This window comes from Bradyrhizobium tunisiense (assembly GCF_042263385.1).
Classification (GTDB): domain Bacteria; phylum Pseudomonadota; class Alphaproteobacteria; order Rhizobiales; family Xanthobacteraceae; genus Bradyrhizobium; species Bradyrhizobium tunisiense.
Genome location: NZ_JBHLEV010000001.1, coordinates 928,302 through 954,498, shown reverse-complemented (window position 1 = coordinate 954,498; position 26,197 = coordinate 928,302). Strand labels below are relative to the sequence as shown.

Annotated in this window: 22 protein-coding genes; 6 read left to right on the top strand and 16 right to left on the bottom strand. The window is 65.0% G+C overall.

Annotated elements, in window-relative coordinates:
• Positions 1 to 8: 8 nt before the first annotated feature.
• Complete coding sequence (locus ACFDR6_RS04540) at positions 9 to 1,163, bottom strand: iron-containing alcohol dehydrogenase (protein WP_375857549.1); 1,155 nt, start codon at positions 1,161 to 1,163, stop codon at positions 9 to 11.
• A 314-nt stretch (positions 1,164 to 1,477) separates the two neighbouring features.
• Here ACFDR6_RS04540 and ACFDR6_RS04535 point away from each other — a divergent pair, with 314 nt between their 5' ends.
• The 3 genes from ACFDR6_RS04535 (at position 1,478) to ACFDR6_RS04525 (ending at position 7,328) form a co-directional block, all read left to right on the top strand.
• The gene (locus tag ACFDR6_RS04535; protein ID WP_375848021.1) at positions 1,478 to 2,683 is read left to right on the top strand and encodes an efflux RND transporter periplasmic adaptor subunit; all 1,206 of its coding nucleotides are present in this window, start codon (positions 1,478 to 1,480) and stop codon (positions 2,681 to 2,683) included.
• Complete coding sequence (locus ACFDR6_RS04530) at positions 2,680 to 5,850, top strand: efflux RND transporter permease subunit (RefSeq protein ID WP_212083875.1); 3,171 nt, start codon at positions 2,680 to 2,682, stop codon at positions 5,848 to 5,850. Before ACFDR6_RS04535 ends, ACFDR6_RS04530 begins: the two co-directional genes overlap by 4 nt.
• Positions 5,851 to 6,134: 284 nt before the next feature.
• Positions 6,135 to 7,328: an ABC transporter substrate-binding protein gene (locus ACFDR6_RS04525; protein ID WP_375857548.1), complete on the top strand. Its 1,194-nt coding sequence runs from the start codon at positions 6,135 to 6,137 to the stop codon at positions 7,326 to 7,328.
• A gap of 159 nt (positions 7,329 to 7,487) precedes the next feature.
• Here the strand turns inward: ACFDR6_RS04525 and ACFDR6_RS04520 are convergent, their stop codons facing one another.
• From ACFDR6_RS04520 to ACFDR6_RS04505, 4 genes are read right to left on the bottom strand one after another with little or no spacing between them, the layout of a single operon-like run.
• On the bottom strand, positions 7,488 to 7,874 hold the full coding sequence (locus tag ACFDR6_RS04520; RefSeq protein WP_212083879.1) for an MAPEG family protein: 387 nt from the start codon (positions 7,872 to 7,874) through the stop codon (positions 7,488 to 7,490).
• A gap of 28 nt (positions 7,875 to 7,902) precedes the next feature.
• A complete protein-coding gene (locus ACFDR6_RS04515; protein WP_375857546.1) occupies positions 7,903 to 8,985 on the bottom strand; it encodes a lipocalin-like domain-containing protein in 1,083 nt (360 codons plus the stop codon).
• Complete coding sequence (locus ACFDR6_RS04510; protein WP_375857545.1) at positions 8,975 to 11,437, bottom strand: ABC transporter permease; 2,463 nt, start codon at positions 11,435 to 11,437, stop codon at positions 8,975 to 8,977. The genes ACFDR6_RS04515 and ACFDR6_RS04510 overlap by 11 nt, the downstream gene beginning before the upstream one ends.
• Positions 11,434 to 12,087, bottom strand: coding sequence for an ABC transporter ATP-binding protein (locus ACFDR6_RS04505; RefSeq protein WP_375857544.1), 654 nt, complete (start codon positions 12,085 to 12,087; stop codon positions 11,434 to 11,436). Before ACFDR6_RS04505 ends, ACFDR6_RS04510 begins: the two co-directional genes overlap by 4 nt.
• Positions 12,088 to 12,239: 152 nt before the next feature.
• Here ACFDR6_RS04505 and ACFDR6_RS04500 point away from each other — a divergent pair, with 152 nt between their 5' ends.
• Complete coding sequence (locus tag ACFDR6_RS04500; RefSeq protein WP_212083887.1) at positions 12,240 to 13,580, top strand: MFS transporter; 1,341 nt, start codon at positions 12,240 to 12,242, stop codon at positions 13,578 to 13,580.
• 158 nt (positions 13,581 to 13,738) lie between these two features.
• On the opposite strand, the gene ACFDR6_RS04495 is transcribed toward ACFDR6_RS04500, so the two are convergent.
• The 10 genes from ACFDR6_RS04495 to soxX all read right to left on the bottom strand — a co-directional run bounded on the left by ACFDR6_RS04495 (position 13,739) and on the right by soxX (position 21,341).
• The gene (locus ACFDR6_RS04495) at positions 13,739 to 14,950 is read right to left on the bottom strand and encodes an MFS transporter (RefSeq protein WP_375857543.1); all 1,212 of its coding nucleotides are present in this window, start codon (positions 14,948 to 14,950) and stop codon (positions 13,739 to 13,741) included.
• Positions 14,951 to 15,137: 187 nt separating this feature from the next.
• On the bottom strand, positions 15,138 to 15,308 hold the full coding sequence (locus ACFDR6_RS04490; protein WP_212083890.1) for a hypothetical protein: 171 nt from the start codon (positions 15,306 to 15,308) through the stop codon (positions 15,138 to 15,140).
• 85 nt (positions 15,309 to 15,393) lie between these two features.
• Complete coding sequence (locus tag ACFDR6_RS04485; protein ID WP_375857540.1) at positions 15,394 to 16,431, bottom strand: MBL fold metallo-hydrolase; 1,038 nt, start codon at positions 16,429 to 16,431, stop codon at positions 15,394 to 15,396.
• A gap of 293 nt (positions 16,432 to 16,724) precedes the next feature.
• Positions 16,725 to 17,183, bottom strand: a complete 459-nt coding sequence (locus ACFDR6_RS04480) for a DsrE family protein (RefSeq protein ID WP_375857539.1) — start codon at positions 17,181 to 17,183, stop codon at positions 16,725 to 16,727.
• Positions 17,180 to 18,931 (bottom strand): thiosulfohydrolase SoxB, encoded by a 1,752-nt coding sequence (soxB, locus tag ACFDR6_RS04475; protein WP_375857538.1) that lies wholly within the window; start codon positions 18,929 to 18,931, stop codon positions 17,180 to 17,182. Before soxB ends, ACFDR6_RS04480 begins: the two co-directional genes overlap by 4 nt.
• A gap of 56 nt (positions 18,932 to 18,987) precedes the next feature.
• Complete coding sequence (locus tag ACFDR6_RS04470) at positions 18,988 to 19,293, bottom strand: hypothetical protein (protein ID WP_317241521.1); 306 nt, start codon at positions 19,291 to 19,293, stop codon at positions 18,988 to 18,990.
• On the bottom strand, positions 19,290 to 20,153 hold the full coding sequence (gene soxA / locus ACFDR6_RS04465) for a sulfur oxidation c-type cytochrome SoxA (protein WP_375857537.1): 864 nt from the start codon (positions 20,151 to 20,153) through the stop codon (positions 19,290 to 19,292). Before soxA ends, ACFDR6_RS04470 begins: the two co-directional genes overlap by 4 nt.
• Positions 20,153 to 20,464 (bottom strand): thiosulfate oxidation carrier complex protein SoxZ, encoded by a 312-nt coding sequence (soxZ, locus tag ACFDR6_RS04460; RefSeq protein WP_375857536.1) that lies wholly within the window; start codon positions 20,462 to 20,464, stop codon positions 20,153 to 20,155. The genes soxA and soxZ overlap by 1 nt, the downstream gene beginning before the upstream one ends.
• A 12-nt stretch (positions 20,465 to 20,476) precedes the next feature.
• Positions 20,477 to 20,962: a thiosulfate oxidation carrier protein SoxY gene (gene soxY / locus ACFDR6_RS04455; protein ID WP_212083904.1), complete on the bottom strand. Its 486-nt coding sequence runs from the start codon at positions 20,960 to 20,962 to the stop codon at positions 20,477 to 20,479.
• Positions 20,963 to 20,987: 25 nt separating this feature from the next.
• A complete protein-coding gene (gene soxX / locus ACFDR6_RS04450) occupies positions 20,988 to 21,341 on the bottom strand; it encodes a sulfur oxidation c-type cytochrome SoxX (protein WP_212083906.1) in 354 nt (117 codons plus the stop codon).
• A gap of 260 nt (positions 21,342 to 21,601) precedes the next feature.
• Between soxX and ACFDR6_RS04445 the strand changes: the two genes are divergently transcribed.
• Positions 21,602 to 22,273 carry a DUF938 domain-containing protein gene (locus ACFDR6_RS04445; protein ID WP_375857535.1) on the top strand — a complete coding sequence of 224 codons (672 nt, stop codon included), beginning with the start codon at positions 21,602 to 21,604 and terminating at the stop codon, positions 22,271 to 22,273.
• A gap of 133 nt (positions 22,274 to 22,406) precedes the next feature.
• Here ACFDR6_RS04445 and ACFDR6_RS04440 read toward each other — a convergent pair whose 3' ends face one another.
• A complete protein-coding gene (locus tag ACFDR6_RS04440) occupies positions 22,407 to 24,476 on the bottom strand; it encodes a prolyl oligopeptidase family serine peptidase (protein ID WP_375857533.1) in 2,070 nt (689 codons plus the stop codon).
• A 207-nt stretch (positions 24,477 to 24,683) separates the two neighbouring features.
• Here ACFDR6_RS04440 and ACFDR6_RS04435 point away from each other — a divergent pair, with 207 nt between their 5' ends.
• On the top strand, positions 24,684 to 25,931 hold the full coding sequence (locus tag ACFDR6_RS04435) for an MFS transporter (protein WP_375857531.1): 1,248 nt from the start codon (positions 24,684 to 24,686) through the stop codon (positions 25,929 to 25,931).
• Positions 25,932 to 26,197 lie beyond the last annotated feature (266 nt).

Here is a 26,197-nt window from a genome sequence, read left to right as displayed (position 1 = left end):
GCTTTGTTCTATGCGGCGAGAAGCAGGATTTCGCGCAGCTGTGCCGCACCCTCGATTTTGCGCGGATTGCGCGGCACCCAGGGCGTACGCATCGCCTGTTCGGCGATGGCGTCGAAATGCTCGGGCGCCACACGCACATCCGCGAGGCTGCGTGGCATGCCGAGCGAGCGGATGAAGGCATCGAGCACGTCGGCGGCGTTGTGGCCGGGGAAGCCCATCGCGGCCGCGACGATCATCTGGCGCTCGGCATTGTCGGGCGCATTCCAGCGCATCACCGCCGGCAGCATGATGCAGGAGGTGTAACCGTGCGGCACGTCGAAGGCCGCGCCCAGCACATAGCCGATGCCGTGGCTCGCGCCCATCGGCACGCCGGCGGCGAGTGCGCCCATCGACAGCCAGGTGCCGATCTGCGCGTCCATCCGCGCGTCGAGATCGGACGGATCGGCTTTCACCCGCGGCAGCGCGTCGGCGAGCATGGCGAGGCCCTTCACCGATTGCGCATCGGCATAGGGATGCGTCTCACGCGAGCAGATCGCCTCGACGCAATGGTCGACGGCGCGGATGCCGGTCGACAGGAACAGCCATTCCGGCGTGTGCACGGTGATGGCAGGGTCAAGGATGGTCGCGCGCGGCACCGTGAGCGGATGCCGCAGCATCTGCTTCACATGTGTAGCCCGGTCGGTCACGCCGGCGATCGCGCTGAACTCGCCGCCGGCGATCGTGGTCGGCACGCTGATCTGCCGCACCGTCGGCGCGTTCATGTCGGGCGCGACGCCCTTGTGGACGCGGATGCGCTCGATGCCGTCGACATCGGTGATGCCGTTGGCGAGGCAAAGCTGCACCGCCTTGGCGCCGTCAGTGATCGAGCCGCCGCCCACGGTGACAATCAGGTCGGCACTCGCTTCGCGGGCGGCATGGGTGGCGGCGATCACCGCCTCACGCGGCGTATGCGCCGGCATGGCGTCGAACAGGCCGGCGCAGCGGGAGCCCAAAGCTTGCTTGATCTTCTCGATTTCGTCGGTCTGCCGGCTGAGCGTGCCCGAAACCATCAGGAAGGCACGATTTGCTCCGAGCCGGTCCATCTGCGCGATGATGGCGCCGGCCGCAGGATGGCCGAACACGACCTCCTCGATCGCGCCGAAAACGACACGTCCCTGGTGCACGCTGTCCTCCCGGACAATTCGCCTTTGTTTTTGCAAGGATAATCTAGCCGAGCCCAGCGTGCCCGTCATGTGCGAAGGCGCTGGCCGCTTCTTGGCCTCCAGGGGAGGGTTGCGGGCGTCGCTGCCTTGTCACCACCTCGCATCCCGCGTGTGCGACCGTCTCGCTTCCTGTCAACCCGCCATCCGGCCGGGGCGTTCTTCCGAGCATTGCGCGCACTGCGGTCTTGAAGAGTTCATTTTTGCCACCCATCTTGTGGCGCCCGCAGGTACAAGCGTACCCTGCCTTTTCTGCGGCTTTGAGGTGAGGACCTGGGATGAGCGAACCGGACGGAAGCGAGCAGGTTGTCAAAAAGCACGATTTCGTTCTGGCTCGAATTGGCGCAATCGCCGCGCTTGCCGGCGCGACTTTCGCGCTCACCGGTTGCGGGCAGCCGACCTCGCAGGCAGCGGCCCCTCCGCCGGCGGCTGTGACGGTTGCCCAGCCGGTCAAGCGCACCGTTACCGATTGGGACGAGTTCACCGGCCGCTTCGAAGCGATGGAGGAGGTGCAGGTGCGCCCGCGCGTCGGCGGCTTCGTCAATTCGGTCGAATTCCAGGACGGCGCCATCGTGCGCAAAGGCGACCTGCTCTATGTCATCGACCCCCGCCCGTTCGAGGCGGTGGCCACGCAGGCGGAGGGACAATTGTCGGATGCCCGCGCCAAGGTGGAGCTTGCCAAGCGCGAGCTCGATCGCGGCCTCAGCCTGGTGCAGACCAGCGCGGTCTCCGAGCAGGTCGTCGATCAGCGCCGTCAGGCCTTGCAGGCCGCGCACGCCGCCGAGGTGCAGGCCGAGGGCGCGCTCAAGGCCGCCAAGCTCAACATCGAATTCACGCACGTGACGGCGCCGTTGACGGGCCGCGTCAGCCGCCATCTCGTCAGCCCCGGCAATCTCGTGCAGGGCAGCGACAACGGAACTTCGACACTGCTGACCTCGATCGTCACGCTCGACCCGATCTATGTCTATTTCGACATGGATGAGGCGACCTTCATGAAATACAGCAAGCTGTGGTTCGAAGGCCGTCGCCCGAGCTCACGCGATACGGCGAACCCGGTGCAGGTGACCCTCGCCGGTGAGACCAAGCCGTCGCACGAAGGTACCATCAACTTCCTCGACAACCGCCTCGACGTCTCCACCGGCACGCTCCGCAGCCGCGCAGTCGTCAAGAACACCGATCTGTCGATCCTGCCCGGCCAGTTCGGTCGCGTCCGTCTGATCGGCAGCGCGCCCTACGAGGCGCTGCTGATTCCGGATGCTGCTGTCGCGACCGACCAGTCCCGCAAGATCGTGTTCGTGGTCAAACCCGACGACACGGTCGAGGCGCGTCCCGTCGTGCTCGGGCCGCTGGACGACGGCCTGCGCGTGATCCGCGAAGGATTGAAGGCGGAGGACCGCGTCATCGTCAACGGCATTCAGCGTGCCCGTGTCGGCGCCAAGGTCGCCCCGCAGACTGCACAAGCCCCGGCCGGTGGCAAGCCATGAATCTTGGTCGTCTTTCCATCAACCAGCCCATCCTCGCGATGGTGCTGTCGATCGTGCTCTTGATCGTCGGCGCCCTGGCCTACACCACGCTGCCGGTCTCCGAATATCCGCAAGTGGTTCCGCCGACCGTGGTCGTCACCACGCAATATCCCGGCGCGTCCGCGCAGACCGTGTCCGACACGGTGGCCGCACCGATTGAACAGGAGATCAACGGCGTCGAGGACATGCTGTATCTGTACAGCCAGGCGACCTCGAACGGCCAGCTCACCATCACCGTCACCTTCAAACTCGGCACCGACCTCGACAAGGCCCAGGTGCTGGTGCAGAACCGCGTCGCGATTGCGCAGCCGCGCCTGCCGGAGGAAGTCCAGCGCAACGGCGTCACCACGCGCAAGAACTCGCCCGACATCCTGATGGTCGTGTTCATGCTGTCGCCGGACGATACGTTCGACCAGCTCTATATCTCGAACTACGCCTTGCTCCAGGTCCGCGACCAGCTGCTGCGTCTCGACGGCGTCGGCGACATCCAGATCTTTGGCGCACGCGATTATTCGATGCGGCTATGGCTCGATCCTGACCGCATCGCCAATCTCGGCCTGACCTCGGCCGAGGTGCTGGCGGCGATCCGCGCCCAGAACGTGCAGATCGCAGGTGGCCAGATCGCCGAGCCGCCGATCGCCGACCGCGCCTTCCAGCCGAACCTCACCTTCACGGGCCGCCTGAAGGACCAGAAACAGTTCGAGGACATCCTGATCAAGGCCGGCTCCGACGGCCGGGTCGTTCGTCTGCGCGACGTTGCCCGCATCGAGCTCGGTGCGCTCGCGTACTCCACCAACAGCTTCCTGCTGCGCAAATCGGCGGTTGCCATGCTGGTGACGCAGCGGCCGGGATCGAACGCCCTGGCCACGGCAAAGAACATTACGGACACCATGACGAGGCTGAAGGAAAGCTTCCCGAAAGGCCTCGACTACAATATCGGCTACAACCCGACCGAGTTCATCGCGCAGTCCGTCCACGAGCTGATCAAGACCATCTACGAGGCCATGCTGCTCGTGGTCGTCGTGGTGCTGGTGTTCCTGCAGGGATGGCGACCTGCGATCATTCCGATCATCGCGATCCCGGTGTCGCTGGTCGGCACCTTCGCGGTGATGGCGGCGCTGGGCTTCTCCATCAACAATCTCACTCTGTTCGGCCTCGTCCTTGCCGTCGGCATCGTGGTCGACGACGCCATTGTGGTGGTCGAGAACGTCGAGCGGCATCTCGAGCGCGGGATGAGCCGGCGCGACGCCGCGCTCAAGACCATGGAGGAGGTCGGCAGCGCGCTGGTCTCGATCGCGCTGGTGCTGTGCGCGGTGTTCGTTCCCACCGCCTTCCTAGGCGGCATTTCCGGGCAGTTCTTCCAGCAATTCGCTGTCACCATCGCGGTTGCGACTGCGATCTCCTGCTTCTGCTCGCTGACATTGTCGCCGGCTCTGGCTTCGCAGATCCTCACCCCGCACGAAGAGAAGCGGCCGCCGGCAAGCTGGAATGTCATCGCGCGCGGTTGGAATGCCTTCACCGGGGTCTTCAACCGCGTGTTCGACCGGCTGGCGCACGGCTATGCGGGTCTTGCCGATTTCGTGATCCGGCATTCGGTGGTCATGCTCCTGATCTATGTCGTGCTGATCGGCAGCGCCGGTTGGCTGATCGTGACCACGCCACAAGGCTTCATCCCGGCGCAGGATCGCGGCTACGTCATCGTCTCCGTGCAATTGCCGGGTGCGGCCTCGCTGGCGCGCACCACCGAGGTCGTGCGCGAGATCGAGCGGATCGCGCTGGATACGCCGGGCATCGTGCGCGTCGCCGCCTTCGCCGGCTTCTCCGGCGCGACGCGCACGCAGGCCGGTAACGCGGCGGCGCTTTTCCCGGTGTTCGACGAGCCGGAGGCGCGGATCAAGAAGGGATTGTCCGCGAACGCCATCACGGTCGAGCTGCGCAAGCGCCTGTCTGCGATCCAGGGCGCCTTCATCATCGTGATTCCGCCGCCGGCCGTGCCCGGCATCGGCACCGGCGGCGGCTTCACCATCCGCATCCAGGACCGCCAGGGCCGCGGGCCCGAAATGCTCGCTGCGGCCACCGAGGAGCTTGTCGCCGCGGCGCGCAAATCGCCCTCGCTGCTCGGCCCCTCGGTGTTCTCGCCGTTCAGCGCCAACACGCCACAGCTCTTCGTCGACATCGACCGCACCAAGGCGCAGAAGCTCGGCGTGCCCATCTCGAACATCAACGACACGATCCAGAGCTATTTCGGGTCGACCTATGTCAACGACTTCAACTTGTTCGGCCGTACCTATCACGTCACCGCTCAGGCCGACTTCCCATTCCGGAAAGAACCCAGCGATCTCGCGCGCCTGCGCACGCGCAACGCCTCCGGCGACATGGTGATGCTCGGCAGCGTGGTCGAGTTCAAGGATGTCTCCGGTCCCGACCGCGTGGCGCGCTACAATCTCTATGCGGCGTCCGAGTTGCAGGGTGAGCCGGCACCGGGGACCAGCTCGACCACCGCGCTCGACACCATCAAGAAGCTGGCGGATGACACCTTGCCGAGCGGCTTCACCTTCGAATGGACGGACCTGTCCTATCAACAGGTCACCGGCGGCAATGCCGGCCTCTACGTGTTCCCGATCTGCGTGCTGTTCGTCTATCTCGTGCTCGCCGCGCAATATGGCAGCTGGACCCTGCCGTTCGCGGTGATCCTGATCGTGCCGATGTGCCTGCTCGCCGCCACCATCGGCGTGCGCATCATGGGCCAGGACGTCAACATCCTCACCCAGATCGGCTTCGTCGTGCTGGTAGGGCTAGCCGCGAAGAACGCGATCCTGATCGTCGAATTCGCGCGCGACATCGAGAACGAAGGCAGGTCGCGGCTGGAGGCCGTGATCGAGGCCTGCCGCCTGCGCCTGCGGCCGATCCTGATGACGTCCTTCGCCTTCATCCTCGGCGTGCTGCCCTTGGTGATCTCGAGCGGCTCCGGCTCGGAGATGCGACAGGCCGTCGGCGTCGCCGTCTTCTTCGGCATGATCGGCGTCACCCTGTTTGGCCTGTTGTTCACGCCGATCTTCTATGTGGTCGTGCGGAACCTGGCGGAGGGACGGAACGAGGGGAAGAAGCCGGAACTGGCGGCTTCTTAGTGTCGGTAGCGGCCACTCGCGTCCCCTCATTCACGGTGTCATCCCCGCGAACGCGGGGATCCATAATCACGGGAAGTAGTTTGGCGCGACATGGTCACTCCGAGACTTCGTCAAACGACTTCCTGTGGCTATGGGTCCCGGATCTTCGCTTCGCTCGTCCGGGACGACACCGATGGCTTGCGCACACCTCCATACTAACGACCAACATGAAATGGATGGGCACGCGCGGGGTTCTTCACTACTATCCGCGCGATTTCAAAACAGAAACTGCTGGGAGATAATAGATGAAATCAGTACTTTTGGCCGCCGTCGCAACCTCTGCCCTGGTGCTGGCGGTTCCCGCCTCCGCTCAAGGCGTCAAGATCGGTATTCTCAACGACCAGTCTGGCGTCTACGCCGATTACGGCGGCAAATGGTCGGTCGAGGCGGCCAGGATGGCGATCGAGGAGTTTGGCGGCGAGGTGCTCGGCCAGAAGATCGAGCTCGTCACCGCCGATCACCAGAACAAGGCCGACCTCGCCACCTCGATCGCGCGGCGCTGGTATGACGTCGAGAACGTCGACATGATCACGGAGCTGACGACCTCCTCGGTTGCGCTCGCGATCCACGAGCTGTCGAAGGAAAAGAAGAAGATCGACATCGTCGTCGGCGCCGCGACTTCGCGGCTGACAGGCGATGCCTGCCAGCCCTACGGCTTCCACTGGGCCTACGACACCCGCGCGCTCGGTGTCGGCACCGGCGGTGCGCTGACCAAGGCCGGCGGCGACACCTGGTTCTTCCTCACCGCGGACTACGCCTTCGGCTATGCGCTGGAAAAGGACACCAGCGAGATCGTCACCGCCAATGGCGGCAAGGTGGCCGGCTCGGTGCGCGTGCCGCTCAACTCCTCGGACTTCTCCTCCTTCCTGCTGCAGGCGCAGAGCTCCAAGGCGAAGATCGTCGGCCTCGCCAATGCCGGCCTCGACACCACCAACTCCATCAAGCAGGCGTCCGAGTTCGGCATCGTCGCCGGTGGCCAGAAGCTCGCGGGCCTGCTGATGACCCTGGCCGAAGTGCACGGCCTCGGCCTGCAGGCCGCGCAAGGCCTGGTGCTGACCGAGGGCTATTACTGGGACGTCAACGACAAGTCGCGCAATCTCGGCGAACGCTTCCTCAAGCGCACCGGCCGGATGCCGAACATGATCCAGGCCGGCACCTACTCGGCGACACTGAGTTATCTCAAGGCGGTCAAGGCCGCCGGCACCAAGGATCCGGATGCCGTCGCCAAGAAGCTGAAGGAGCTGCCGGTCGACGACGACTTCGCGCAAGGCGGGAAGGTGCTCGAGAACGGCCGCATGGTCCACGACATGTATCTGTTCGAGGTCAAGAAGCCTTCGGAGTCGAAGAAGCCCTGGGACTATTACAAGCTGCTCGCCACCGTCCCCGGCGACAAGGCCTTCTTCACTGCCAAGGAGAGCGGCTGCCCGCTGACGAAGTAGGGCTCTCTCGTGCCCCGGACGCATCGCAGCGCGCAGCGGTGCGATGCAGAGCCGGGGCCCATCTCTCCGAACAGCGTGCCGCCTGCTGGGTCCCGGTTCAGCGGCGCAGCGTTGCACGCTGCACCGCGCCCGGGACACGAGAATGCGTGTTGCGTTGCCTCACACCAGCCGCAACACCACCGCGCCCAGCGCCCCCACCCACAGCGCTATGGCGGCGATACCCTGGATCATGAAACCCAGGCCGCGCTTCGCTGCGGCCTTGGAATAGCCGATGAAATAAACGATGCGGCCGATGATCCAGACCGCGCCGAGCCCGGCGGCGACCGCGTCGCTGATATAGATCGCGAACAGCCACAGCGCCGGCAGGACGATCGGCATCCATTCCAGCATGTTCATCTGGATGCGGAAGGCGCGTTCGAAATCCGGATGGCCGGACATCGCGGGCACCTTGACGCCGGTCTTGGTGCGCAAGCGCGAGACGTTGATGCTGGTGAAGAAATAAAATGCGATCGCCAGCAGCGTGACGAGGGCGGTAAGGTGATACATTGCGGGATCCCTTTGGAGAGGTCGCGCTTCAATACCCGGTCAGCTCGAGATAGCCAACGCCATCATGCGTCCCGGCAAAGCCGATCGGTCCCTCCCAATAGGAGAAGCCCGTTCCCATCCAGGCTCTCGGATTGAGTGGCTTGCAGAGAACCGAGAACGAGCGCGACGGGATCGCGATCTGCCATTCCACCGGCAGATTGCGTCCCGCAACTTCCGTCGTCGCTTTCGGGATCATCTGGATGTCGCTACCCGCAATCATCCGCGTCTCGCCGGCAGCGCTGATCCAATTGCCGAACGGATAATCCCTGCCATCCTTTTGCCGCAGCCGGTACAGCATCAGCTTGTCGCCGGACGACAGATGCAGTGACAGCCAATCCCAACCGGTCTGGTCGGCGTCGAGCGGCTGGCTGCTCCATTCGCGGTCCATCCAGGCCTGCCCCGAAACATCGATCGGCTTGTCGTCGATGGTGAGCGTGCCGCGGGCGCGGTAGAACGGCTGGCTATAATAATAAGACGCTTGCCCACGCTCCGACTTGCGGCTGTAGCCGCCATCTCCTTGCAGCACCACGGCGCGATCCGCCTCCAGCGTCAGTGCGTAGCTGAAATCGGTGCTGGCTGCCTTCAGCGTCAGCGGCGCCAAAGTGCGATCGTCGGCGCGCTCGAGACCCTTCATCTCCCAGTCGTCGATCCAGGCCGCAAACGGCGTTGCGGTGACGCCGGCCTGCCCGATGCCACCGCGTGAAAAGGCCTCGTTGAAGCGGTGGGTGTCGGCACGCGTCACCGCGGCATGAGCCATCCACACTTGCTGGTTGGCCCAGCCCTCGCCTTGGGGGCCCGGCTGCGCCGCCTGGCGGAACAGCGTCCATTGCAGCCCGCAGGCCGCACCGCTGCCATCGACGAGATTTGCCGTGAGATACCACCACTCGATACGAAACTCCGGATGCGGCCCGTGATCGGCCGGAAAGGCGAACAGCTTTCCCGGCGTGACCCTCGCAAAGCCATCCGCCGTCTCACCGAGTCCAGCATAGCCTTGCGCACCGGCGCGGCGTGCGAGCGTCAGTGCAGCGATGCCGCCGGCGAAGGCGCGGCGCGATAGTAGATCAGCGCTCATTGGCGAACACCTTGACGAGACTTGCCGGCTGCATCCGCGCCAGCCGTGCCACCGGCAGGAGAGCCGCAAGCAACGACGCAAACAGCGCCACCGCGACCAGCTCCACCAGTTGCAGCGGGAATACATGAAACGGCAGCCGCCAGCCGAATGCCTTCACGTTCACGATCGCAATCAGGCACCACGCCACCAGCAGCCCGAGCGGCACGGCCAGCAGCGCCGTGAACAGCGCCACCGACAGCGTCTTGGTCAATTCGATCGCGGCCAGGCGCGGTCGCGTGATGCCGATCGCCCACAGCGGTGCGAGTTGCGGCAGACGGGAGTTCGCCAGCGTCAACAGGCTGGTGAACAGCGCGATTCCGGCGACGCCGAGCGTGAACGCATTCAGCGCCGATGTCACCGCAAAGGTGCGGTTGAAGATGCGGATCGATTCGGCTTTCACCGTTGCCTGATCCGCCACGCTGCGGTCGCCGAGCGCAAACTGTTCTTGCAGGGCCGCGATCAGGCCGGAGATGTTCTCCCTGGCGACGATCAGACCCATCCGCGTCTGCGGCGTCTGTGGAAACTGCCGCATCAGCGCTGCGACGTTCACCGCAAGCTGCCCTTTGGGATTGCCGTAATCCGCATAGACGCCGACGATGTCGAGCTCCCAGCTCCCGCCTGGCGCCGGCACCTCGACGACGTCGCCGATCCCGACGTTGAGGCGGCGGCTCAATTGCTCGCTGATGAAGGCAGCATTGCCGGGCACGAGCCGGGTCCAGGCGCGCGGGGAGGCGTCCAGCAGCGGCCAGCGCTCCCGATAGAGCGTGTGGTCGGGTAGGCCGAGCAGCTCCACGGGCTGCCCTTCAACCTGCGCCTCGGCGCGGCCACCCGACAGGATCGCCTGCACGTCGCGGCGCTCGCGCAGCCAGTTTCGAATGGCGAGGGCTTGCGTATTGTCCGAGGCGCTGATGTAGACGTCGGCTGCGAGCCGTCCGTTCAGCCAGCCGATGAAGGTGCGGCTGAACGTCTCCACCATGGTGGACACGCCGACATTGACGGCGAGGGCGAGCAGCAGCGCCATCAGCGCCAGTGAAAGCCCGGAGAGCTGCTGCCGGCTGTCCGCCCAGAACCACAGCGCAAGTGGTTTTCGCGCACTACGTTGGCCCGCAAGCAGGAGGATCTCGAGCAACGCCGGCAGGATCAGGGCCGCACCGAGCATCAGCGCCGCCAGCAGTCCAAAGCCTGCGATCAGCGACTCGCCATAGCGAAGCAACAGAAGTGCGACCGCGAACACGGCGCAGGCGCCCAGGCTCTGCAGCACGAGCCAGCGGCGCTGCCGCTGCTGCCAGGCGCGCGGCTGCGCCGTTGCCAGCACCGGCATCCTGATCGCCTTGATCAGGCTGGTCGCCGCCGCAACGAGCGCGCCCGCTATGCTGATGCCGATGCCGGCGAGCCACCATTCGGGCCGCAAGGAGAGCTGCCCCGGAATCTGTGCGCCATAAAGCCCGCGCAGCGACGCCGCGACGTCGGGCAGGAGCGCAGCGGCGATGAAATAGCCGCAAGAGAGCCCGATCAGCCCGGCGACGAGGGCCAGCGCCACGAGTTCGACCACCAGCACCGTATTGACCAGCCGGGCCGAGGCGCCGCAGGCGCGCAGCGTCCGCAGCACCGGCAGCCGCTGCTCGAAGGCGAGGCCGACGGCCGAATTGACGATGAAGAGACCGACGAAGAACGACAACAGTCCGAACGCCGTGAGGTTGAGATGGAAGCTGTCGGTGAGGCGCTCCAGCTCGGTCTCCGCGGTCGGCTCGATCAGCTGCAGCTGATCGCCGACGACGCTTGTCAGCGGCGCAGGCTTGCTCTTCGGCTTGCCGAGCAGAAGCCGCGATACCTGATCCGGCTTGTTCAGCAGACGCTGTGCCACGCCGATATCGACCACGAGCACGTCGGGCACGAGCTGCGGCAGCACGCGCAGCGGCGGCAATGTTGCGCCGTCGCTGGTCGGAGGCTCCGCGCCTTCCGTTTGCTGCATATCGTTCAGCGTTTCCCGCGCCACCAATGTCTGACCCGGTGGTGCAACAAAACTGCTCAAATCCGCAGCACCAAGTCGCGGTGCGTTGCCGATTTCGATCGGCAGCGTCACCGGCTCGATCCCGAGCAGGCGCAGCGAACGTCCGTTGATCTGGACCCGGCCCTCCAGCGCCGGCGACACAGGCCAGCCGGCGCGGCGAAGTTTTACGTACAATTCCTGGGGAAAGGTCGCGCTGGCAGGCGCAACCAGCATTGCCGTGCGGGCGCCGCCGAACGTCGCGGCGGCGCGGTCATAGGCGGTGCGGGCCTGCTGGTTGATGGCCTGCACGCCGCTCCACAGCGCGGTCGCCGCGATCAGCCCGACCAGCAGCGTCGCGAACTGCATCTTGTGACGCCGCCAATGACTGAGCAGCACGGCAAGGACCCACAGCGCGCGCCTCATGCGATCCGCCCCGCATGCAGGGTCACATGGCGGTCGAGCGTCGCTGCCAGATGCAGGCTATGCGTCACCATCAGGAAACCGCAGCCGGTGCGCGCTACGAGATCGCGCGTCAGCGCCAGCACGTTCTCGGCTGTTGCTTCGTCCAGATTGCCGGTCGGTTCGTCGGCCAGCAGCAGCGACGGCTTCGTCGCCAGAGCGCGGCCGATCGCGACGCGCTGTTGTTGTCCGCCTGATAATTGCTCTGGATAACGTTTGAGCAGGCTGCCGAGTCCGAGCCGCTCGATCAGTTCCTTGGACCAGGCTGCATCATGTCGGCCGGCGATCCGCGCTTGAAAAGCCAGATTATCCGCGACCGACAGGCTCGGGATCAGGTTGAATTGCTGAAAAACCAGGCCGATCCGGTCACGCCGCAAGCTGGCGCGCCCCGCATCGGACAGCTCTGTGATCTCGATATCCGCCAGCCGGATCGTGCCGCTATCGGCGGCATCGAGCCCTGCGATCAGATGCAGCAGCGTGCTCTTGCCGCTGCCGGATTCGCCGGTCAGCGCGATGCGTTCGCCCTTGCTGAGGTCGAGATCGACGCCGCGCAGCACATGGACCGGTTCGCCGGCCGAGGAGAAGGACTTGGAGAGGTTTCGGATGCTCAGCACGATGAACGACGCCGGACTAAATTAGCGGAATTGCTGCGTAGCACACCTGCCGGGGAAATGCTGGTTGCGTTGGTCTTGAAGCCGTTGTTAGCTTCCAAGACGGCCAAATCAGAAAAGTGCCAAAAAGACCGAAGGACAAGACGGGGAGATCCATGAGCGCTCAGGGAACGCCAGAAGAAGCGGCGGGCAAGCCGGCGACGGTGTCAAACGCGACGCCAAAGGGCGCCTGGACCATCACCTTTCTCCTCTTCCTCTTCATGCTCGTGAACTTCGCCGACAAGATCGTGGTGGGTCTTGCCGGTGTGCCGATCATGACCGAGATGAAGCTCACCCCGGAGCAGTTCGGCCTGCTCGGTTCCTCGTTCTTTTTCCTGTTCTCGATCGCCGCCATCGTGGTCGGCTTCATCGTCAACAAGGTGCCGACGCGCTGGGTGCTGCTGGCGCTCGCGGTGATCTGGGCGCTGGCACAGTTTCCGATGGTCGGTACCGTCTCCTTCACGACGCTCCTGATCTGCCGCATCGTGCTGGGCGCCGGAGAAGGCCCGGCCTTCTCCGTTGCCGCGCACGCCATCTACAAATGGTTCCCCGACGAGAAGCGCACGCTGCCGACCGCGATCCTGTCGCAGGGCTCGGCTTTCGGCGTCATCCTCGCGGTGCCGGCGTTGAACTGGATCATCGTCAACCATTCCTGGCACTATGCCTTCGGTGCGCTCGGCGTCGTCGGCCTGATCTGGGTCGCGGCCTGGCTCGCGCTCGGCAAGGAAGGTCCGCTGGAAGACACGCCGGCCCTCGCGGCGACCGAGCAGAAGATCCCTTACTTGCAGCTTCTCACGTCTCGCACCTTCATCGGCTGCGTCGCGGCGACCTTCGGTGCTTATTGGGCGCTGTCGCTCGGCCTGACCTGGTTCACGCCCTTCATCGTCAAGGGGCTCGGATTCTCGCAGAGCCAGGCCGGCTTCGTCTCGATCCTGCCCTGGGTGTTCGGCGCCACCATCGTCATTCTCACGGGATGGATCTCGCAGGTGATGATGGTGCGCGGCTACAACACCCGCGCGGCTCGCGGCATTCTCGGCTCGGTGCCGCTGGTGATCGGTGGGTTGATCCTGGCGATGATGCCGCATGCTAACGGTGCGGGCCTCCAGATCGCGCTGCTCGTGGTCGGCTCGGGCTTGTGCGGGGCGATCTACGTCGTCTGCCCGCCCATGCTCGGCGAGTTCACGCCGAGCTCGCAGCGCGGCGCCATCCTCGCAATCTATGGTGCGCTCTACACGCTGGCCGGCATCATCGCGCCGGCCGTGATGGGGGCGATGATCCAGCGTGCCGGCAGCACGATCGACGGCTACATGACCGGCTTCACCATCAATGCCGCGATCATGGTCGGCTCCGGCCTGCTCGGCTTGCTGCTGCTGTGGCCGAATACGGAAAAGGCCAGGCTGACACGCGGTGCGGCGGCGCAGACGGCTGCGCTGAAGGGCGCGGTGTCGCCGACGTGAGGACTGCTCGCCGCCTCGAAACAGGAAGATGTTAGGCGAAGACTCGGAGCGACCAGTCTCGCGCTACGACTTCTCCCTGTTGGTTATGGGTCTCCGCCCCCGTGCGCAATTGCGCACTAGGCGGGGACGGCAGATGAGTTTGTAGCGAGACCAACCGCTCAATTCGCAGAAGCTTCCCGCTTCCGTTCCGTGAACGGCGACAGCACCACGGTGGCGACCATGAAGATCACGGACGCGCCGAACACCCAGTGCGGCGCGTTCTGGTCCATGATCCAGCCGAACAGCAGCGGTGAGACGATGCCGCCGAGATTGAAGCCGGTAGAGACGATGCCGAAGGCCCGGCCGGCTGCGCCCGCGGGCGCGGCGTTGCGCACCAGCATGTCGCGCGAGGGTGCAATCACGCCGGAGAGGAAGCCTGCGAGCGTCATCGCGGCAGTCAGCGCCCAACCCGGCAGCGTCACGAGCGCGATCAACAGCACGATTCCCGCGTTCGCGGCAAAGCAGGCCGCGGCGACATAACCGTGGCGTTCGGTGTGATCGGCGAGGAAGCCGCCTGCCAGCACGCCGGCGGCGCTGGCGCCGAGGAATGCGGTCAGCATGACGTTGGCTGCCGAGTAGGATGTCCCATAGCCGCTCATCAGCGCGACGACGCCGAAATTGTTGATGCCCGCGACCGACAGGCTGAGCAGCATGAACAGCGCCGTCAGCACGATCAGCGCCGGGGTGATGACGGCCTGCTTCGGCGCGTGCTCCGCGCCCGGCTTCTTCTTGCTGGCCCCGGCGTCGGGAATGTTCATGACGAGCAGCAGCAGCGCCACCAGAATGCCGATCGCACCGGATGCGATCAGCGCGCCGACGCCGCCGGACAAGGTGACGAGCGCAGCCACGATCGCCGGCGCCACTGCTCCGCCGAGAAAACCGGCAAAGGTGTGGATCGAGAAGGCGCGGCCCATCCGCGCCTCGTCCATGTGCTCGGCCAGGATCGCGTAATCGGCGGGATGATAGACGCTGTTGGCGAGGCCCAGCAGCACGGCGCAGGCGATCAGCGAGGCGTAGCTGAGGTGCAGGCCGAGCAGGATCAGCGCGAAGCCGCCGAGCGTGAGCCCCGCCAGCAGAATCTTGCGCGCGCCGAAATGGTCGACGAGATAGCCGGTCGGCGCCTGGGTCAGTCCCGACACCACGGCGAACACGGTGAGCGCGAAGCCGAGCTCGATATAGCCGACGCCGAGCTGGCCCTTGAGGAACGGGAACAGCATTGGCAGCACCAGCAGATGGAAATGGCTGACCCAATGCGCGACCGAGATTCCCGTCAGCGTGCGCAGCGCGCTGTCCGCCTTGCCTTGCTGCGGTGCGGCGAGAACGTCGACCATTGCAGTTCCGTTTTCACTCCCTGGAGCGGCGGAAACTATCGGGGAGAGCGGTTATTTGTCCATGAACGCAGGCGCATGGCAGGTAGCGCGGGTAGGGACTGCGGTCTCGTCCCAGCTGTCGTCCCTGCCTGTTGCGCAATTGCGCCCTGGGCAGGGACGATGACAGCGGAGTTCGGGGTTCACCCTCTCACAACGGCTCGTCATCCGGGCCGTAGCGGTCGCGCTTGGGCGTTGCCATGTCGCCGTCTTCGTAGTCATCGTCGTCGTCGCGAGGCGGAGACGGCTTCTTCGCCTTGTCGTCCGTCGCCTGATTCTCGGCGATTTTGGGCGCCGCGCCCGGCTTGCCTATCTTGGCCATGGGACTCCCGGATGGTGATGCTCATCCGTCCTAGCCTGAATATATGGGCCCTTCCTGATCTATCTCAAGAACGGCGACGAGGCCGTCAATGCACCAGCGGCCCGCCTGCCTTCTTCCAGGCGTCGATGCCGCCGGCGATGTGCGCCGTGTTGGAGAGGCCGGCCTCCTTGGCGGCGGTCACCGCCATCGCCGAGCGCTCGCCGAAGGCGCAGAAGAACACGACGCGGCGGCCGGTGGCCGCGGCGACCTCGCGCAACATGCCGCCGGGCTTGAGGCTCTCCTCGACTGACGGATAGGGCGTATGCAGCGCGCCTTCGAGCATGCCGTGCTTGAGGCGCTCGCTGCTCTCGCGCAGATCGACCAGCAGGATGTCGGGCCGGCCGAGGCTGCGGATCGCCTCCGCCGCGCTGAGCGCGCGGCCCTCTTTCTCCAGCTCCTCCTGATGCAGGCCGACATGCATATTGGCGGGCACCGCGACGTCCATCATCTTGGGATTGGGCAGCTTCAGGTTCGCCATCAGCTCGATATATTCGTCGACCGAGCGCACCTGAAGCCGCGGATTGTAGCGTCGCTCCTCGCCGATGGTGGAGACGGTGTCGCCCTTGTAGTCGTGGGCCGGGAATACCATCGTCTCGTCCGGCAACTTCAGCAGCCGATTGAAGATCGAATCATATTGTGCGCGCGAAGAGCCGTTCTGGAAATCGGTCCGGCCGGTGCCACGGATCAGCAACGTGTCGCCGGTGAAGACGCGATCGCCCATCAGATAGGAATAGGAATCATCGGTGTGGCCGGGCGTGTACATCACGTCGAGCGACAGGCCCTCGATCGTCACCTTGTCGCCGTCGGCGACCCGCATTGCCACCACGTCGGCCTTGGTCTGATCGCCCATCACCGTCATGCAATGGGTGCGGTCGCGCAGCTCACCCAGGCCGGTGACATGGTCGGCATGCAGATGGGTGTCGACCGCCTTGACCAGCTTGAGGTCGAGCTCGCGCAGCAATTGGCAGTAGCGGTCGACCTTTTCCAGCACTGGATCGAGAATGAGCGCCTCACCGCCGGGGCGGCTGGCAAGAACGTAGCTATAGGTGCCCGAAACGCTGTCGAAGAGCTGGCGGAAGATCATGGCAGGAAGTCCGGCAGTGGAACTGATTTCGAGGATTCTACTACGAAAGCGGTCTTGAAGAGAAGCAATTCACTACGGCGGCGGCAAGGTTTGGAAGATTTTTAGTGCGGTGCGTGCACGAGGTGGTTGGCGGCATGCCGTCGTCCCGCACGCTGCCATCGCCCGCGAAAGCGGGCGCTCCAGTATTCCGGAGGCGGCGGAGGGATACGGAGGGGCCTCGGCGTACTGGATTCCCCGCGTTCGCGGGGAATGACACCGAGTGTGTCCCGGCGCCGTGACACGTCGCCCGACCCCTAGGGCCGCACCAGCGTGTACCCATTCTCGCTGAGGAACAGGATCTGCCCGACGCCCACCTGCACCTGTGTTGCGGCCTGGATGAACTCCGGCCGCTTGCCCGTCTCGCGCTCGACCGCATCCACCGTGTTGAGGCAGATGTCGAAACGCACACCTTGCGCGATCAGGCTTTCGACCTGCTTGCGACGTTCGTTGCCAGACAGCAGCAAGTCGATGCCGGGACCGAACGCCACCACTTCGATCGCGATCTTGTCCGGATCATAAGCCTTCAGAAGATTGTTGGCGACGCTCAGCACCAGCGCCTGCTTCCTGGCATCGCCGTCGGAGAGCTGGAGGACGACCTTGTGCTCGGCGAACGGCTTGTCCTGGAGCGGCACCTGTTGCGCCGCGGCCGGCAGGATCGCGGCGAAGGCGAGCAGCGCCAGCATGATCCCGGATAAGATCTGCGCCCGCGTCATCCTTGCCCCGCGATGCCCGGATTGCCCTCGACGCCCTTCAGCGTGACGCCGGCGCCGAGCCGCTCCTGAAACATCCGGCCCGAGCGCAGATATTTGCCGACGACGTCCCACACCGGCGCGCCTTGCTGGCTGTTGATCGAAGCCCAGCCTGCGACCTTGTAGCGGTGGCCGGCGCCGAGCGACTTGCCGCTGTTGAGCTTCAGCTCCGAAACGCGGCTGCCGATCGCGGCGGTCGGCGTGCAGGTGTAGCTGAGCCCGCCGGCGCGCACCATGTCGCCGCCCTGCTGGTAATAGGGATCGGGGTTGAAGAGATTGTCGCAGATGTCTTCCAGCACGTCCTTGATCTGGGCTCCCGTCATCTCCTGCACATAGGTCTCGGGATAGCTGATGGCGGTCTCCGCGAGCAGGTCCTCCATGGTCAGGGCCTGGCCCGACAGCGCGGAGACGCCCCAGCGGAATCCCGGTGACAACGCGATCTCGGTATCGAGCTCGCTGCGGAGCGCAGTGCAGATCAGCTCGTCGATCGGTCCGGAGAAATTGCCGCGCCGATACAGCAGGCGGTCGGGCGTTGCGATCTTCGCCGACCAGTCGGTCACATGCGGCTCGCGCAGCCGGCCGATCAACTCGGCCATTCCAGGGTCGGGCTTCAGCAGCTCGGAATAAACCGGCAGCAGATGATAACGGACGTCGCCGACCTTGCCCCTGTCGATCGCGAGATCGAGCACGGCAAGGAATTTTCCGTTGGAGCCGGCATTGGTGACCAGCGTGGTCCCGCCGGCGTTCTTCACCGGAATCGGCTGCGGCACGGCGTCGTGGGTATGGCCGCCGAGAATGACGTCGATGCCGGTGACGCGGCTTGCGAGCTTGAGATCGACATCCATGCCGTTGTGCGACAGCAGGATGACCGCATCGACCTTGTCGGTGCCGCGCAAGGCATCGACATGCTTCTGCAATTCCTCCTCGCGGATGCCGAAGGTCCAGTCCGGCGTGAACCGCTTGGGATGCGCGATAGGCACGTACGGAAAGGCCTGGCCGATGATCGCGATCCGATGCCCGCCGATCTCCTTGATCAGCGAAGGCCTGAACACGCGCCCCGTGGCCTTGTCGAATGCGGGGGCATCATTGAACGCGGCTTCCTCGGTCAGGAAAACGTTCTGCGCCAGGAACTCGCCCTTGAAGTGCTCGATATTGTCGCGCAGCACCTCCTCGCCATAGGTGAATTCCCAATGCCCGGTCATCGCTTCGATGCCCAGCAGATTGGCGACCTCGACCATGTCGCGGCCGCGCATGACATTGGCAAGCCCGGTGCCCTGCCAGGCATCGCCGCCGTCGAGGAGCATCGAACGTTTCTCGCCGACATCGCCGCGTAAGCGGTCGACCAGCGTCTTCAGATGGGCAAAACCACCGAGCTTGCCGAAGCGGCCTGCCGACTTTTCGAACTCGACGCAGGTGAAGGCATAGGCATCGGCGCTGTCGGAACGGATGCCGAAACGTTCGAGGAAGGCGCGGCCGACCAGATGCGGCGGCCGTCCGGCCATCTCGCCGATGCCGATGTTGATGCTGGGCTCGCGGAAATAGACCGGGTTGAGCTGCGCATGTGTGTCGGTGATGTGCAGGATTCGCGCGTTGCCGAACCGCTCGAGTTCGTAAATGCTCGCGGTGTCAGTGCCCCGCGCAAGCTGCGGCAGGCTGAGCGTGGCAGCGGCAAGGCCTGCAGACTTCAGGAAATCGCGGCGGCGGATCGCCATTCCAAATTCTCCGCGCCCTCTCATGATCGCAAAAACTAGTCCACCCCGGGGGCAGTCTAGCGGATTTCCATCGCCTTCCAGGCTTCTTTTTCCGACGTCGCCTGGAAGATCGACGCCTTCGCCAGTGCCTCGGCCTCCTTGGCTGCGGCGGTGGCGCGGTCGAAATCGCCGCCATCCGCCGCCTTCTTCGCCGTTGCCAGCGTGGAGACGGTGGTGGTCCATTGGTGACGCAGGCTGGCCGCCTCCTTGGCTGCGGCTTCCGCGGCGGCATAGGCCGCCTTGTAGTCCGCTTCGGTGGCCGCGCGCGCCGTCGGCGCGAAGCCGAGGGCGAGCAGCATGGCCAAGGCAAGTGTCAGCTTCATGGCCGCGCTCCCGGGCCCGATATCGGCAGGCCATTGGCAACGTAGGACAGGAAATATTCGACGTCGCGATACTCGTCCGCCTGCGGCTCCAGCGGAACTGCGCGGATCTGGCTGTTGCACGTGACGAAGCGGCGGCTGGTCGTGCCCATGCCGCTCCATTCGGAGCGGTAGATCGGCATCGCATTGACGATGCCCAGCGCCGGCGCCAGAGTTTCGGCGCGGATGCGCTCGCCCGGGCTCTGCACATGACAGCCCGCGCAGGAGAAGTTCATCTGGCCGCGCCGCGTGTAGAAATAGCGCTTGCCGTTTTCGAACGCCGCGAGTGCGCGCGGATCGTCGGGAATCTTGATGTCCATCAGCTTGCCGCGCGAGGTGAAGGCCATGTAGGCGGTGAGCGAGGCCATCTCGTCCTTGACGTAGGAATAGGGCGCCTCGCCATTGGCTTCGCGGCAGCGGTTGAGCGCGAGCTCCAGCGTGACGACCTTGCCTTCCTTCTCGTCGAAATAGGGATAGTTCTGCCGGATGCCGATGCCGCCGTTCGGGAAGCAGTCTGCGTAGGTCTTGCCGTTCTTGAACGGGGTCGAAAACATCTCCTTGCCGGCCTCGAGCGCGAACTCGTAGGGCGGGAATTCTTCCTTCTCCTGCCATTGCCGCTTCATGTCCTCATTCATGGAATAGGGACCGTTGACGAAATCCTCGCGCTTTACGTTCGGAAACTTCCGGAAGAAGAAGTTCTGGAATGCCTTGGCGTCGGCGACAGGATCGACCTTGTCGGCTGCGACGACGTGCGCAGAGGTGAGGGCGAATACGACGAATGCGGCGCTCACGGCGCCGAGCAGGAGGGAGAGGCGGGCCTTCATCACGCGATCTTCGCGGTGGTCGTATCCGACGCACCCTTGTTGTCGGTCCAGGAGATCTTGAGCTCGTCGCCCTTCTTGGCCCCCTTGAAGCTGAACTTGACGTAGGGGTCCTTGGAAACCGCGGTGCCCCAATCGGCGACGAAGACGTCCTTGCCGTTACATTCGAACTTTAGCTGCTGGATGTAGTGCGCCGGGATCAGCTCGCCGCTGGGATTTTTGACCAGGCCGGTGTCCATCGGGTGCTGGATCAGCGCCTGCACCTCGGTGATGTCGCCATTGGATGTTGCGCGTACGCGAATGCTTGATGCCATCGACCGATCCTCCTAGCCGCCGCAGCCGCCGACGGTGACCTTCACGTCCTTGGTCGCGCTGTAGAGCTTGCCGTCGGCTTCGACGATCGCGACCAGTTTGGTGGACTTGGCCATCTTCAGCCGGTTGGCGACAGCAGGAATGGTGCCGTCGGCGATCCTGTAGGACGCTGCGAGCGCGAACGGGTTCTCGGCCACGAGGAACGAGATCGAGGTCACCTTGTCGAGCGTCGTCGTCACCGAGACCGGGACCACGCCGCCATTCTCGGCAATCTCCGGGGCATCCAGCTTGACCTTGTCGGAGGGCTCGGCGGTCCTGCCATAGAGCGCCTTGATCGCGTCGGCCTCGCTCTTCTGCTTGAAGGCCTCTTCCGGATATTTGTCGTTGGCTGCGGCATGCGCAGCTGCGAACGGCAAATTGCCAAGGCCGATCAGCGCGACCGAGGCCGCGCCCTGAAGGATCAGGCGCCTTGTCGCAAGCTTGCCGGTGGTCGTGGTCATCTGAGGTCTCCTGGCGTGCCGGCCGTTACAGCGTCTGCAGGAAATCAACGATCGCGCTGATCTCCTGCTCAGTCAAAATCCGGTTCCGGCCGAACGGCGGCATCATGGTCTGCGGATTGCGCTTGGTCTCGTCGAAGATGATCGCGGTGAGCTCATTGCGATCGGGATATCTGGCCTTCATGTCCTTCAGCTCCGGCCCGATCGTTCCCGGCAGATCGCCGCCCTTGATGACGTGGCAGGTCAGGCAATTGCCCTTGCTGCGGTCGAAAGCAAGCTTTTGGCCGTCGGCGACGGCGGATTGCGCCCGCGCCGGGCTGGCGAGGCCGGCGGCAATGGCCAGCAGGAGGAGCAGGACGGGCATCCGGGACAAGGCGGTCAAGGCGTCATTCCGAGGCGTTGTGGCGATGGTCGCGATCGCGGAAATAGGAGCGTTCCAAAGCACAAAGGGCATCACCTGACAATCGAGACTATGCAGGCGGCAAAATGGAGCTAATATCTTCCGCATTGCAACTAAACAGATTATTTGTGCGGCGGATTCGGCCGAAACTGTAAGGGCCATGGGCCTGGGCCGGCTGTTTCCGAGGTGTTTGGGCGCTCATCCGTTTTCATCGTGTTCTCGTTTTTTCAAGGGGACCTCACTTGGCTGAATATGTCGTCGAATTTGGCAGGGACGGCGGTCGGGTCGAGCCGGACGGGCGGCTCGACGCACCCGCGTTTCATCGTAATCACGCGCCGATCTGGGCGGCGCTGGAAAAGCACCTCGCTGGCTTGACCGGCAACGTGGTCGAGCTCGGCAGCGGAACCGGCCAGCACGTGGTCCATTTCGCTCGCCACACGCCTGGCCTGATCTGGTGGCCGAGCGACCTCAATCAGCGTCACCTCAGGAGCATCGAGGCCTGGCGCGTGCATGCGGGCCTGTCCAACGTCCGCTCGCCCCTGCGCATCGACCTCACCGACCCCGACTGGTGTCCGGAGATGAAGAGCGGGCAGGTGCCGACGAGTCTTGCAGCCGTGTTCTGCGCCAATGTCATTCACATCGCGCCCTGGGCCGTGGCCGAAGGCCTGTTCGCCGGCGCGGGCCGCTATCTGCGGGCCGACGGCAAGTTGTTCCTCTACGGTCCCTTCAAGCGCGACGGCAAGCACACCGCGCTCAGCAATGCGGTGTTCGACACCTCCTTGCGTGAAGGCAATCCCGAATGGGGGGTACGCGAAATCGGCGACGTGGAGGCACTTGCGCGCGGCGCGGGTCTTCGCCTCGTCGGTTCCGTCGACATGCCCGCGAACAATCTGACGCTGGTGTTTTCGCGGTAGCTGACGCTGCCGGCTTGAGTTGGGATGCACGCCGCGCAGCCGTTGTGCTCCCTCCCCCGCAAGGGGCAGGAAATGAGAGAGCTGTGCCCGCCTTACGTCGTGATGCGATCAAAAGCTCGAAGCGAGCGCGGAGCTACACCGCGCCATCGCCCCACCCGATCTTCTCCTTCAGAAACCGGAAGCCGATCACCTCGAAGCCTGCGCGCTCCCTGTTATCCTTGCCGTAGCCGTGACCGCCGGCTGCCGGCTCGTAGAACCAGGCCTCATAGCCCATCGTCTGCAGCTTGGCGGCCATCTTGCGCGCGTGGCCGGGATGGACGCGGTCGTCGCGCCGTGTGGTGGCGATCAGGATTGGCGGATAGGTCTGGCCGTCCTTCACGTTGTGATAGGCCGAGTAGGTCTTCAGCCAGTCCCACTCTTCGGGCTTGTCGGGGTCGCCATATTCGGCGATCCAGCTCGCGCCCGCCAGCAGCTTGGTGTAGCGGCGCATGTCGATCAGCGGGATGGTGCAGAACAGCGCGCCGAAGCGCTCGGGATAGCGCACCAGCATGTTGGTGATGAGGATGCCGCCGTTCGATCCGCCTTGCGCGGCGATGCGCTTTGCGCTCGTCACGCCGCGGCGTACGAGATCGTCGGCGACCGCGGCGAAATCGTCATGCGAGAGTTTCTTGCCGGCGAGCCGGCCGGCATCGTGCCAGCGCGTGCCGAACTCGCCGCCGCCGCGCAAATTCGCCTGCACCGTGGTGCCGCCGCGCTCCAGCCAGAGCTTGCCCAGCGAGGAATTGTAATACGGCTTCACGGCAAGAGCGAAGCCGCCATAGGCGCTCATATAGACCGGCGCATCGCCGGTCTCGCCCGCCGGACCGGTCTGGACATAGGGAATGCGCTCGCCGTCGATCGAGATCGCCTCGTGCTGCGTCACCACGAGGCCGTCTGCGGTGAAAATCTTCGGCGCCTGCTTCAGCACGACCGGGCTTGCGACGCCGCGTTCGAGCAGCAGCAGCGACGGCGGCGTGAGCGGGTCCTGCACATTGGCGAGCAGATCGCCATTGCTCTCGCTGGGATGACGGTCGAGCGGCCAGACGTCGACGACGCCGATCTCCGGCAGGCCGCCAAGCGTTGCGCGGCTCCAGCCCGCCGCGGAGGGTGTGCAGACCTCGAAGCGCGGCCTGAGCTCGTCGAGAATCGACAGCACGAGCTTGCCGGCGGCCCAGAACAGGCCTTGCAGCGCGCGCCGCGGCGCCGGCTCGAACAGCACGGTGAAATCGCGGCTGCCGGCAAGGAACGCCGAGAGCGAGATGCCGAGCACGGTGTCGGTGGCGTAGGTCCGCCCCTGCACAGGCCAGTCCTTGCGCAGCTTCATCGCGAACCAGTCGCCATGGGCCTGCATCCAGACGCCGGTCGGCAGATCGAGCTTCGTCATGCGACCGGCCGCATCACGCAGCCAGATGGCGTGATTGAAGAAGTCGATCTGGTCGACGATCCAGACCCGCGGTTCAGGTCCGGTGTCGTCGGCCATGCCATAGATGGTCATGTGATCGGCGGTGGTCTCGATGATCGTTTGCGCCTGATCGACAGGCTGGCCGCGCCGCCACAGCCGAACCGTTCGCGCATAACCCGAGCTCGTCGCCATGCCCTCGCCATGCGCGCTCGACAGCAGCAGCGTGTCGGCATCGATCCAGTCGACGCCACCCTTCGCTTCCGGCAGGCTGAAGCCGCCCGTGACAAAACTCTTCGTAACGAGGTCGAACTCCCGCAACGTCACCGCGTCGCTGCCGCCGCGAGACAGGCTCAGCATGGCGCGCGAGCTTCCCGGCATGGTGGCAATCCCGCTGAGCAGCCAGTCCTCGCCTTCGCTCGCTGCGAGCTGGTCGATATCCAGCATGGTCTCCCATGCGGGGCTCGCCTTGCGAAACTCCGTCATCGTCGTCCGCCGCCACAGGCCGCGCGGATTGGCGGCATCCTTCCAGAGATTATGCAGATCGGTGCCGCGCCGGCTGACATAGGGAATGTTGTCCGGGCGGTCGTAGATCGCAGCGAGGATGTCGCGGTCGTGCTCGAAGGCCTTGCCGCCGAACGCCTGCAGCGTCAGTTGGTTCTGCCGCTCGACGAAATCGAGCGCCTGCTTGCCCTCGATCTCCTCCAGCCACAGAAAGGGATCGTCGTCGGGAGCGCTGAGCGTGGGCCTGTCGTCGACGGTCATGAACGAAACTCCGGGAAATCGCGGCGGATAGGATTTGATCGAGCGCAAGCCGTCAAGTGCGCGGGCCGCTATCATCCGTCCGATTGCGTCAGAGGCATGGCCTGCGCCCGTTTGCGCCGGTTGTCCGCCCACCCGTGTCCCTCCATAGTGCCGGGAATCAACAAACCTTCGTGAGCCCTTGAAAGTATCTCGGGGCCGGAAAAGCCGATGCTTGACGTGACTGCAACCGATGAACTCGCCGACGACGCGCGCGCGCGTGCCAACGTGGTGCGCCTTGCCGCCGCGCAGGCGCTGACCGGCGCCAATTCGGCGGTGATCTTCGCCACCGGCTCGATCGTCGGTGCGACGCTGGCGCCCGACATGTCGCTCGCGACGGTGCCGCTGTCGATGTACGTCGTCGGGCTTGCTGCCGGCACGCTGCCGACCGGCGCGATCTCGCGCCGCTTCGGCCGCCGCTGGGCTTTCGTCATCGGCACCGGCTGCGGTGTCCTCACCGGCGTGCTCGGCTCGCTCGCGATCCTGCACGGTTCGTTCGCGCTGTTCTGCATCGCGACCTTCCTCGGCGGCCTCTACGGCTCCGTGGCGCAGTCCTATCGCTTCGCCGCCGCCGACGGCGCCAGCGCGGCCTACCGGCCCAAGGCCGTGTCCTGGGTGATGGCGGGCGGCGTGTTCGCCGGCGTGCTCGGACCGCAGCTCGTGCAATGGACCATGGATGTCTGGCAGCCCTATCTGTTCGCCTTCAGCTTCCTGGTGCAGGCCGCGGTGGCACTGGTCGCGATGGGCATCGTTGCCGGCGTCGATATGCCGAAGCCCGCGCCGGCCGATCTGCGTGGCGGCCGGCCGTTGCTCACCATCGTGACGCAGCCGCGCTTCATCGCCGCGGCGCTGTGCGGCATCATCTCCTACCCCATGATGAATCTGGTGATGACCTCGGCGCCGCTCGCCATGAAGATGTGCGGTCTGTCCGTGTCCGATTCCAATTTCGGCATTCAATGGCACATCGTCGCCATGTACGGGCCGAGCTTCTTCACGGGCGCCCTGATCGCCCGCTTCGGTGCGCCGAAAATCGTGGCCGCAGGACTGCTGCTGGAAGCTGGCGCCGCCGGCATCGGCCTCTCCGGTCTCACCGCGATGCATTTCTGGGCGACGCTGGTCGTGCTGGGCGTGGGATGGAATTTCTCCTTCATCGGCGCCTCCGCTCTGGTGCTGGAGACGCACCGGCCGCAGGAGCGCAACAAGGTTCAGGCCTTCAACGATTTCCTGGTGTTCGGCATGATGGCGATCGGCTCGTTCTCCTCGGGCCAGTTGCTCGCCAATTACGGCTGGTCGGCGGTGAATCTGGTGGTGTTTCCGCCGGTGGTGCTGGGCCTTGCCGTGCTCTCGCTGGTCTCGTGGGCCCGCCGCCGCAAGGCGCGGCTGGAGGCGGCCATGGGCGAGTTCCCGGACGCGGTGTGACCGCATGATCCCGAAAAGTGCGAAGCGGCTTTCGGGAAAGATCAGGCACATAAGTGGCAGGAGGCTGTCAGCAACGTTGACGCTTCGATCGCCGTCGAAGTGATTTTCTGGTGAGGGCTAGTTAGATGATGTCGTCATGGCCGGGCTTGTCCCGGCCATCCACGTCTTGGACGCACGGGTCGAAGAACGTGGGATGCCCGGGACATGGGCGAGCGGAAGCGACGCCGTCCTTCAGACGGCCATGCCCGGCCGTGACGGAGTAAGCG

What these genes read in the sequence shown, in the direction of transcription:
- ACFDR6_RS04440 (WP_375857533.1), bottom strand. Translation starts at nt 24,476, where the DNA reads ATGACCGTCGACGACAGGCCCACGCTCAGCGCTCCCGACGACGATCCC.
- ACFDR6_RS04525 (WP_375857548.1), top strand. Translation starts at nt 6,135, where the DNA reads ATGAAATCAGTACTTTTGGCCGCCGTCGCAACCTCTGCCCTGGTGCTG.
- ACFDR6_RS04435 (WP_375857531.1), top strand. Translation starts at nt 24,684, where the DNA reads ATGCTTGACGTGACTGCAACCGATGAACTCGCCGACGACGCGCGCGCG.
- ACFDR6_RS04490 (WP_212083890.1), bottom strand. Translation starts at nt 15,308, where the DNA reads ATGGCCAAGATAGGCAAGCCGGGCGCGGCGCCCAAAATCGCCGAGAAT.
- ACFDR6_RS04495 (WP_375857543.1), bottom strand. Translation starts at nt 14,950, where the DNA reads ATGGTCGACGTTCTCGCCGCACCGCAGCAAGGCAAGGCGGACAGCGCG.
- ACFDR6_RS04480 (WP_375857539.1), bottom strand. Translation starts at nt 17,183, where the DNA reads ATGACGCGGGCGCAGATCTTATCCGGGATCATGCTGGCGCTGCTCGCC.
- ACFDR6_RS04500 (WP_212083887.1), top strand. Translation starts at nt 12,240, where the DNA reads ATGAGCGCTCAGGGAACGCCAGAAGAAGCGGCGGGCAAGCCGGCGACG.
- soxB (WP_375857538.1), bottom strand. Translation starts at nt 18,931, where the DNA reads ATGGCGATCCGCCGCCGCGATTTCCTGAAGTCTGCAGGCCTTGCCGCT.
- soxA (WP_375857537.1), bottom strand. Translation starts at nt 20,153, where the DNA reads ATGAAGGCCCGCCTCTCCCTCCTGCTCGGCGCCGTGAGCGCCGCATTC.
- ACFDR6_RS04520 (WP_212083879.1), bottom strand. Translation starts at nt 7,874, where the DNA reads ATGTATCACCTTACCGCCCTCGTCACGCTGCTGGCGATCGCATTTTAT.
- ACFDR6_RS04535 (WP_375848021.1), top strand. Translation starts at nt 1,478, where the DNA reads ATGAGCGAACCGGACGGAAGCGAGCAGGTTGTCAAAAAGCACGATTTC.
- ACFDR6_RS04485 (WP_375857540.1), bottom strand. Translation starts at nt 16,431, where the DNA reads ATGATCTTCCGCCAGCTCTTCGACAGCGTTTCGGGCACCTATAGCTAC.
- ACFDR6_RS04470 (WP_317241521.1), bottom strand. Translation starts at nt 19,293, where the DNA reads ATGAAGCTGACACTTGCCTTGGCCATGCTGCTCGCCCTCGGCTTCGCG.
- soxY (WP_212083904.1), bottom strand. Translation starts at nt 20,962, where the DNA reads ATGACCACGACCACCGGCAAGCTTGCGACAAGGCGCCTGATCCTTCAG.
- ACFDR6_RS04515 (WP_375857546.1), bottom strand. Translation starts at nt 8,985, where the DNA reads ATGAGCGCTGATCTACTATCGCGCCGCGCCTTCGCCGGCGGCATCGCT.
- ACFDR6_RS04530 (WP_212083875.1), top strand. Translation starts at nt 2,680, where the DNA reads ATGAATCTTGGTCGTCTTTCCATCAACCAGCCCATCCTCGCGATGGTG.
- soxZ (WP_375857536.1), bottom strand. Translation starts at nt 20,464, where the DNA reads ATGGCATCAAGCATTCGCGTACGCGCAACATCCAATGGCGACATCACC.
- ACFDR6_RS04510 (WP_375857545.1), bottom strand. Translation starts at nt 11,437, where the DNA reads ATGAGGCGCGCGCTGTGGGTCCTTGCCGTGCTGCTCAGTCATTGGCGG.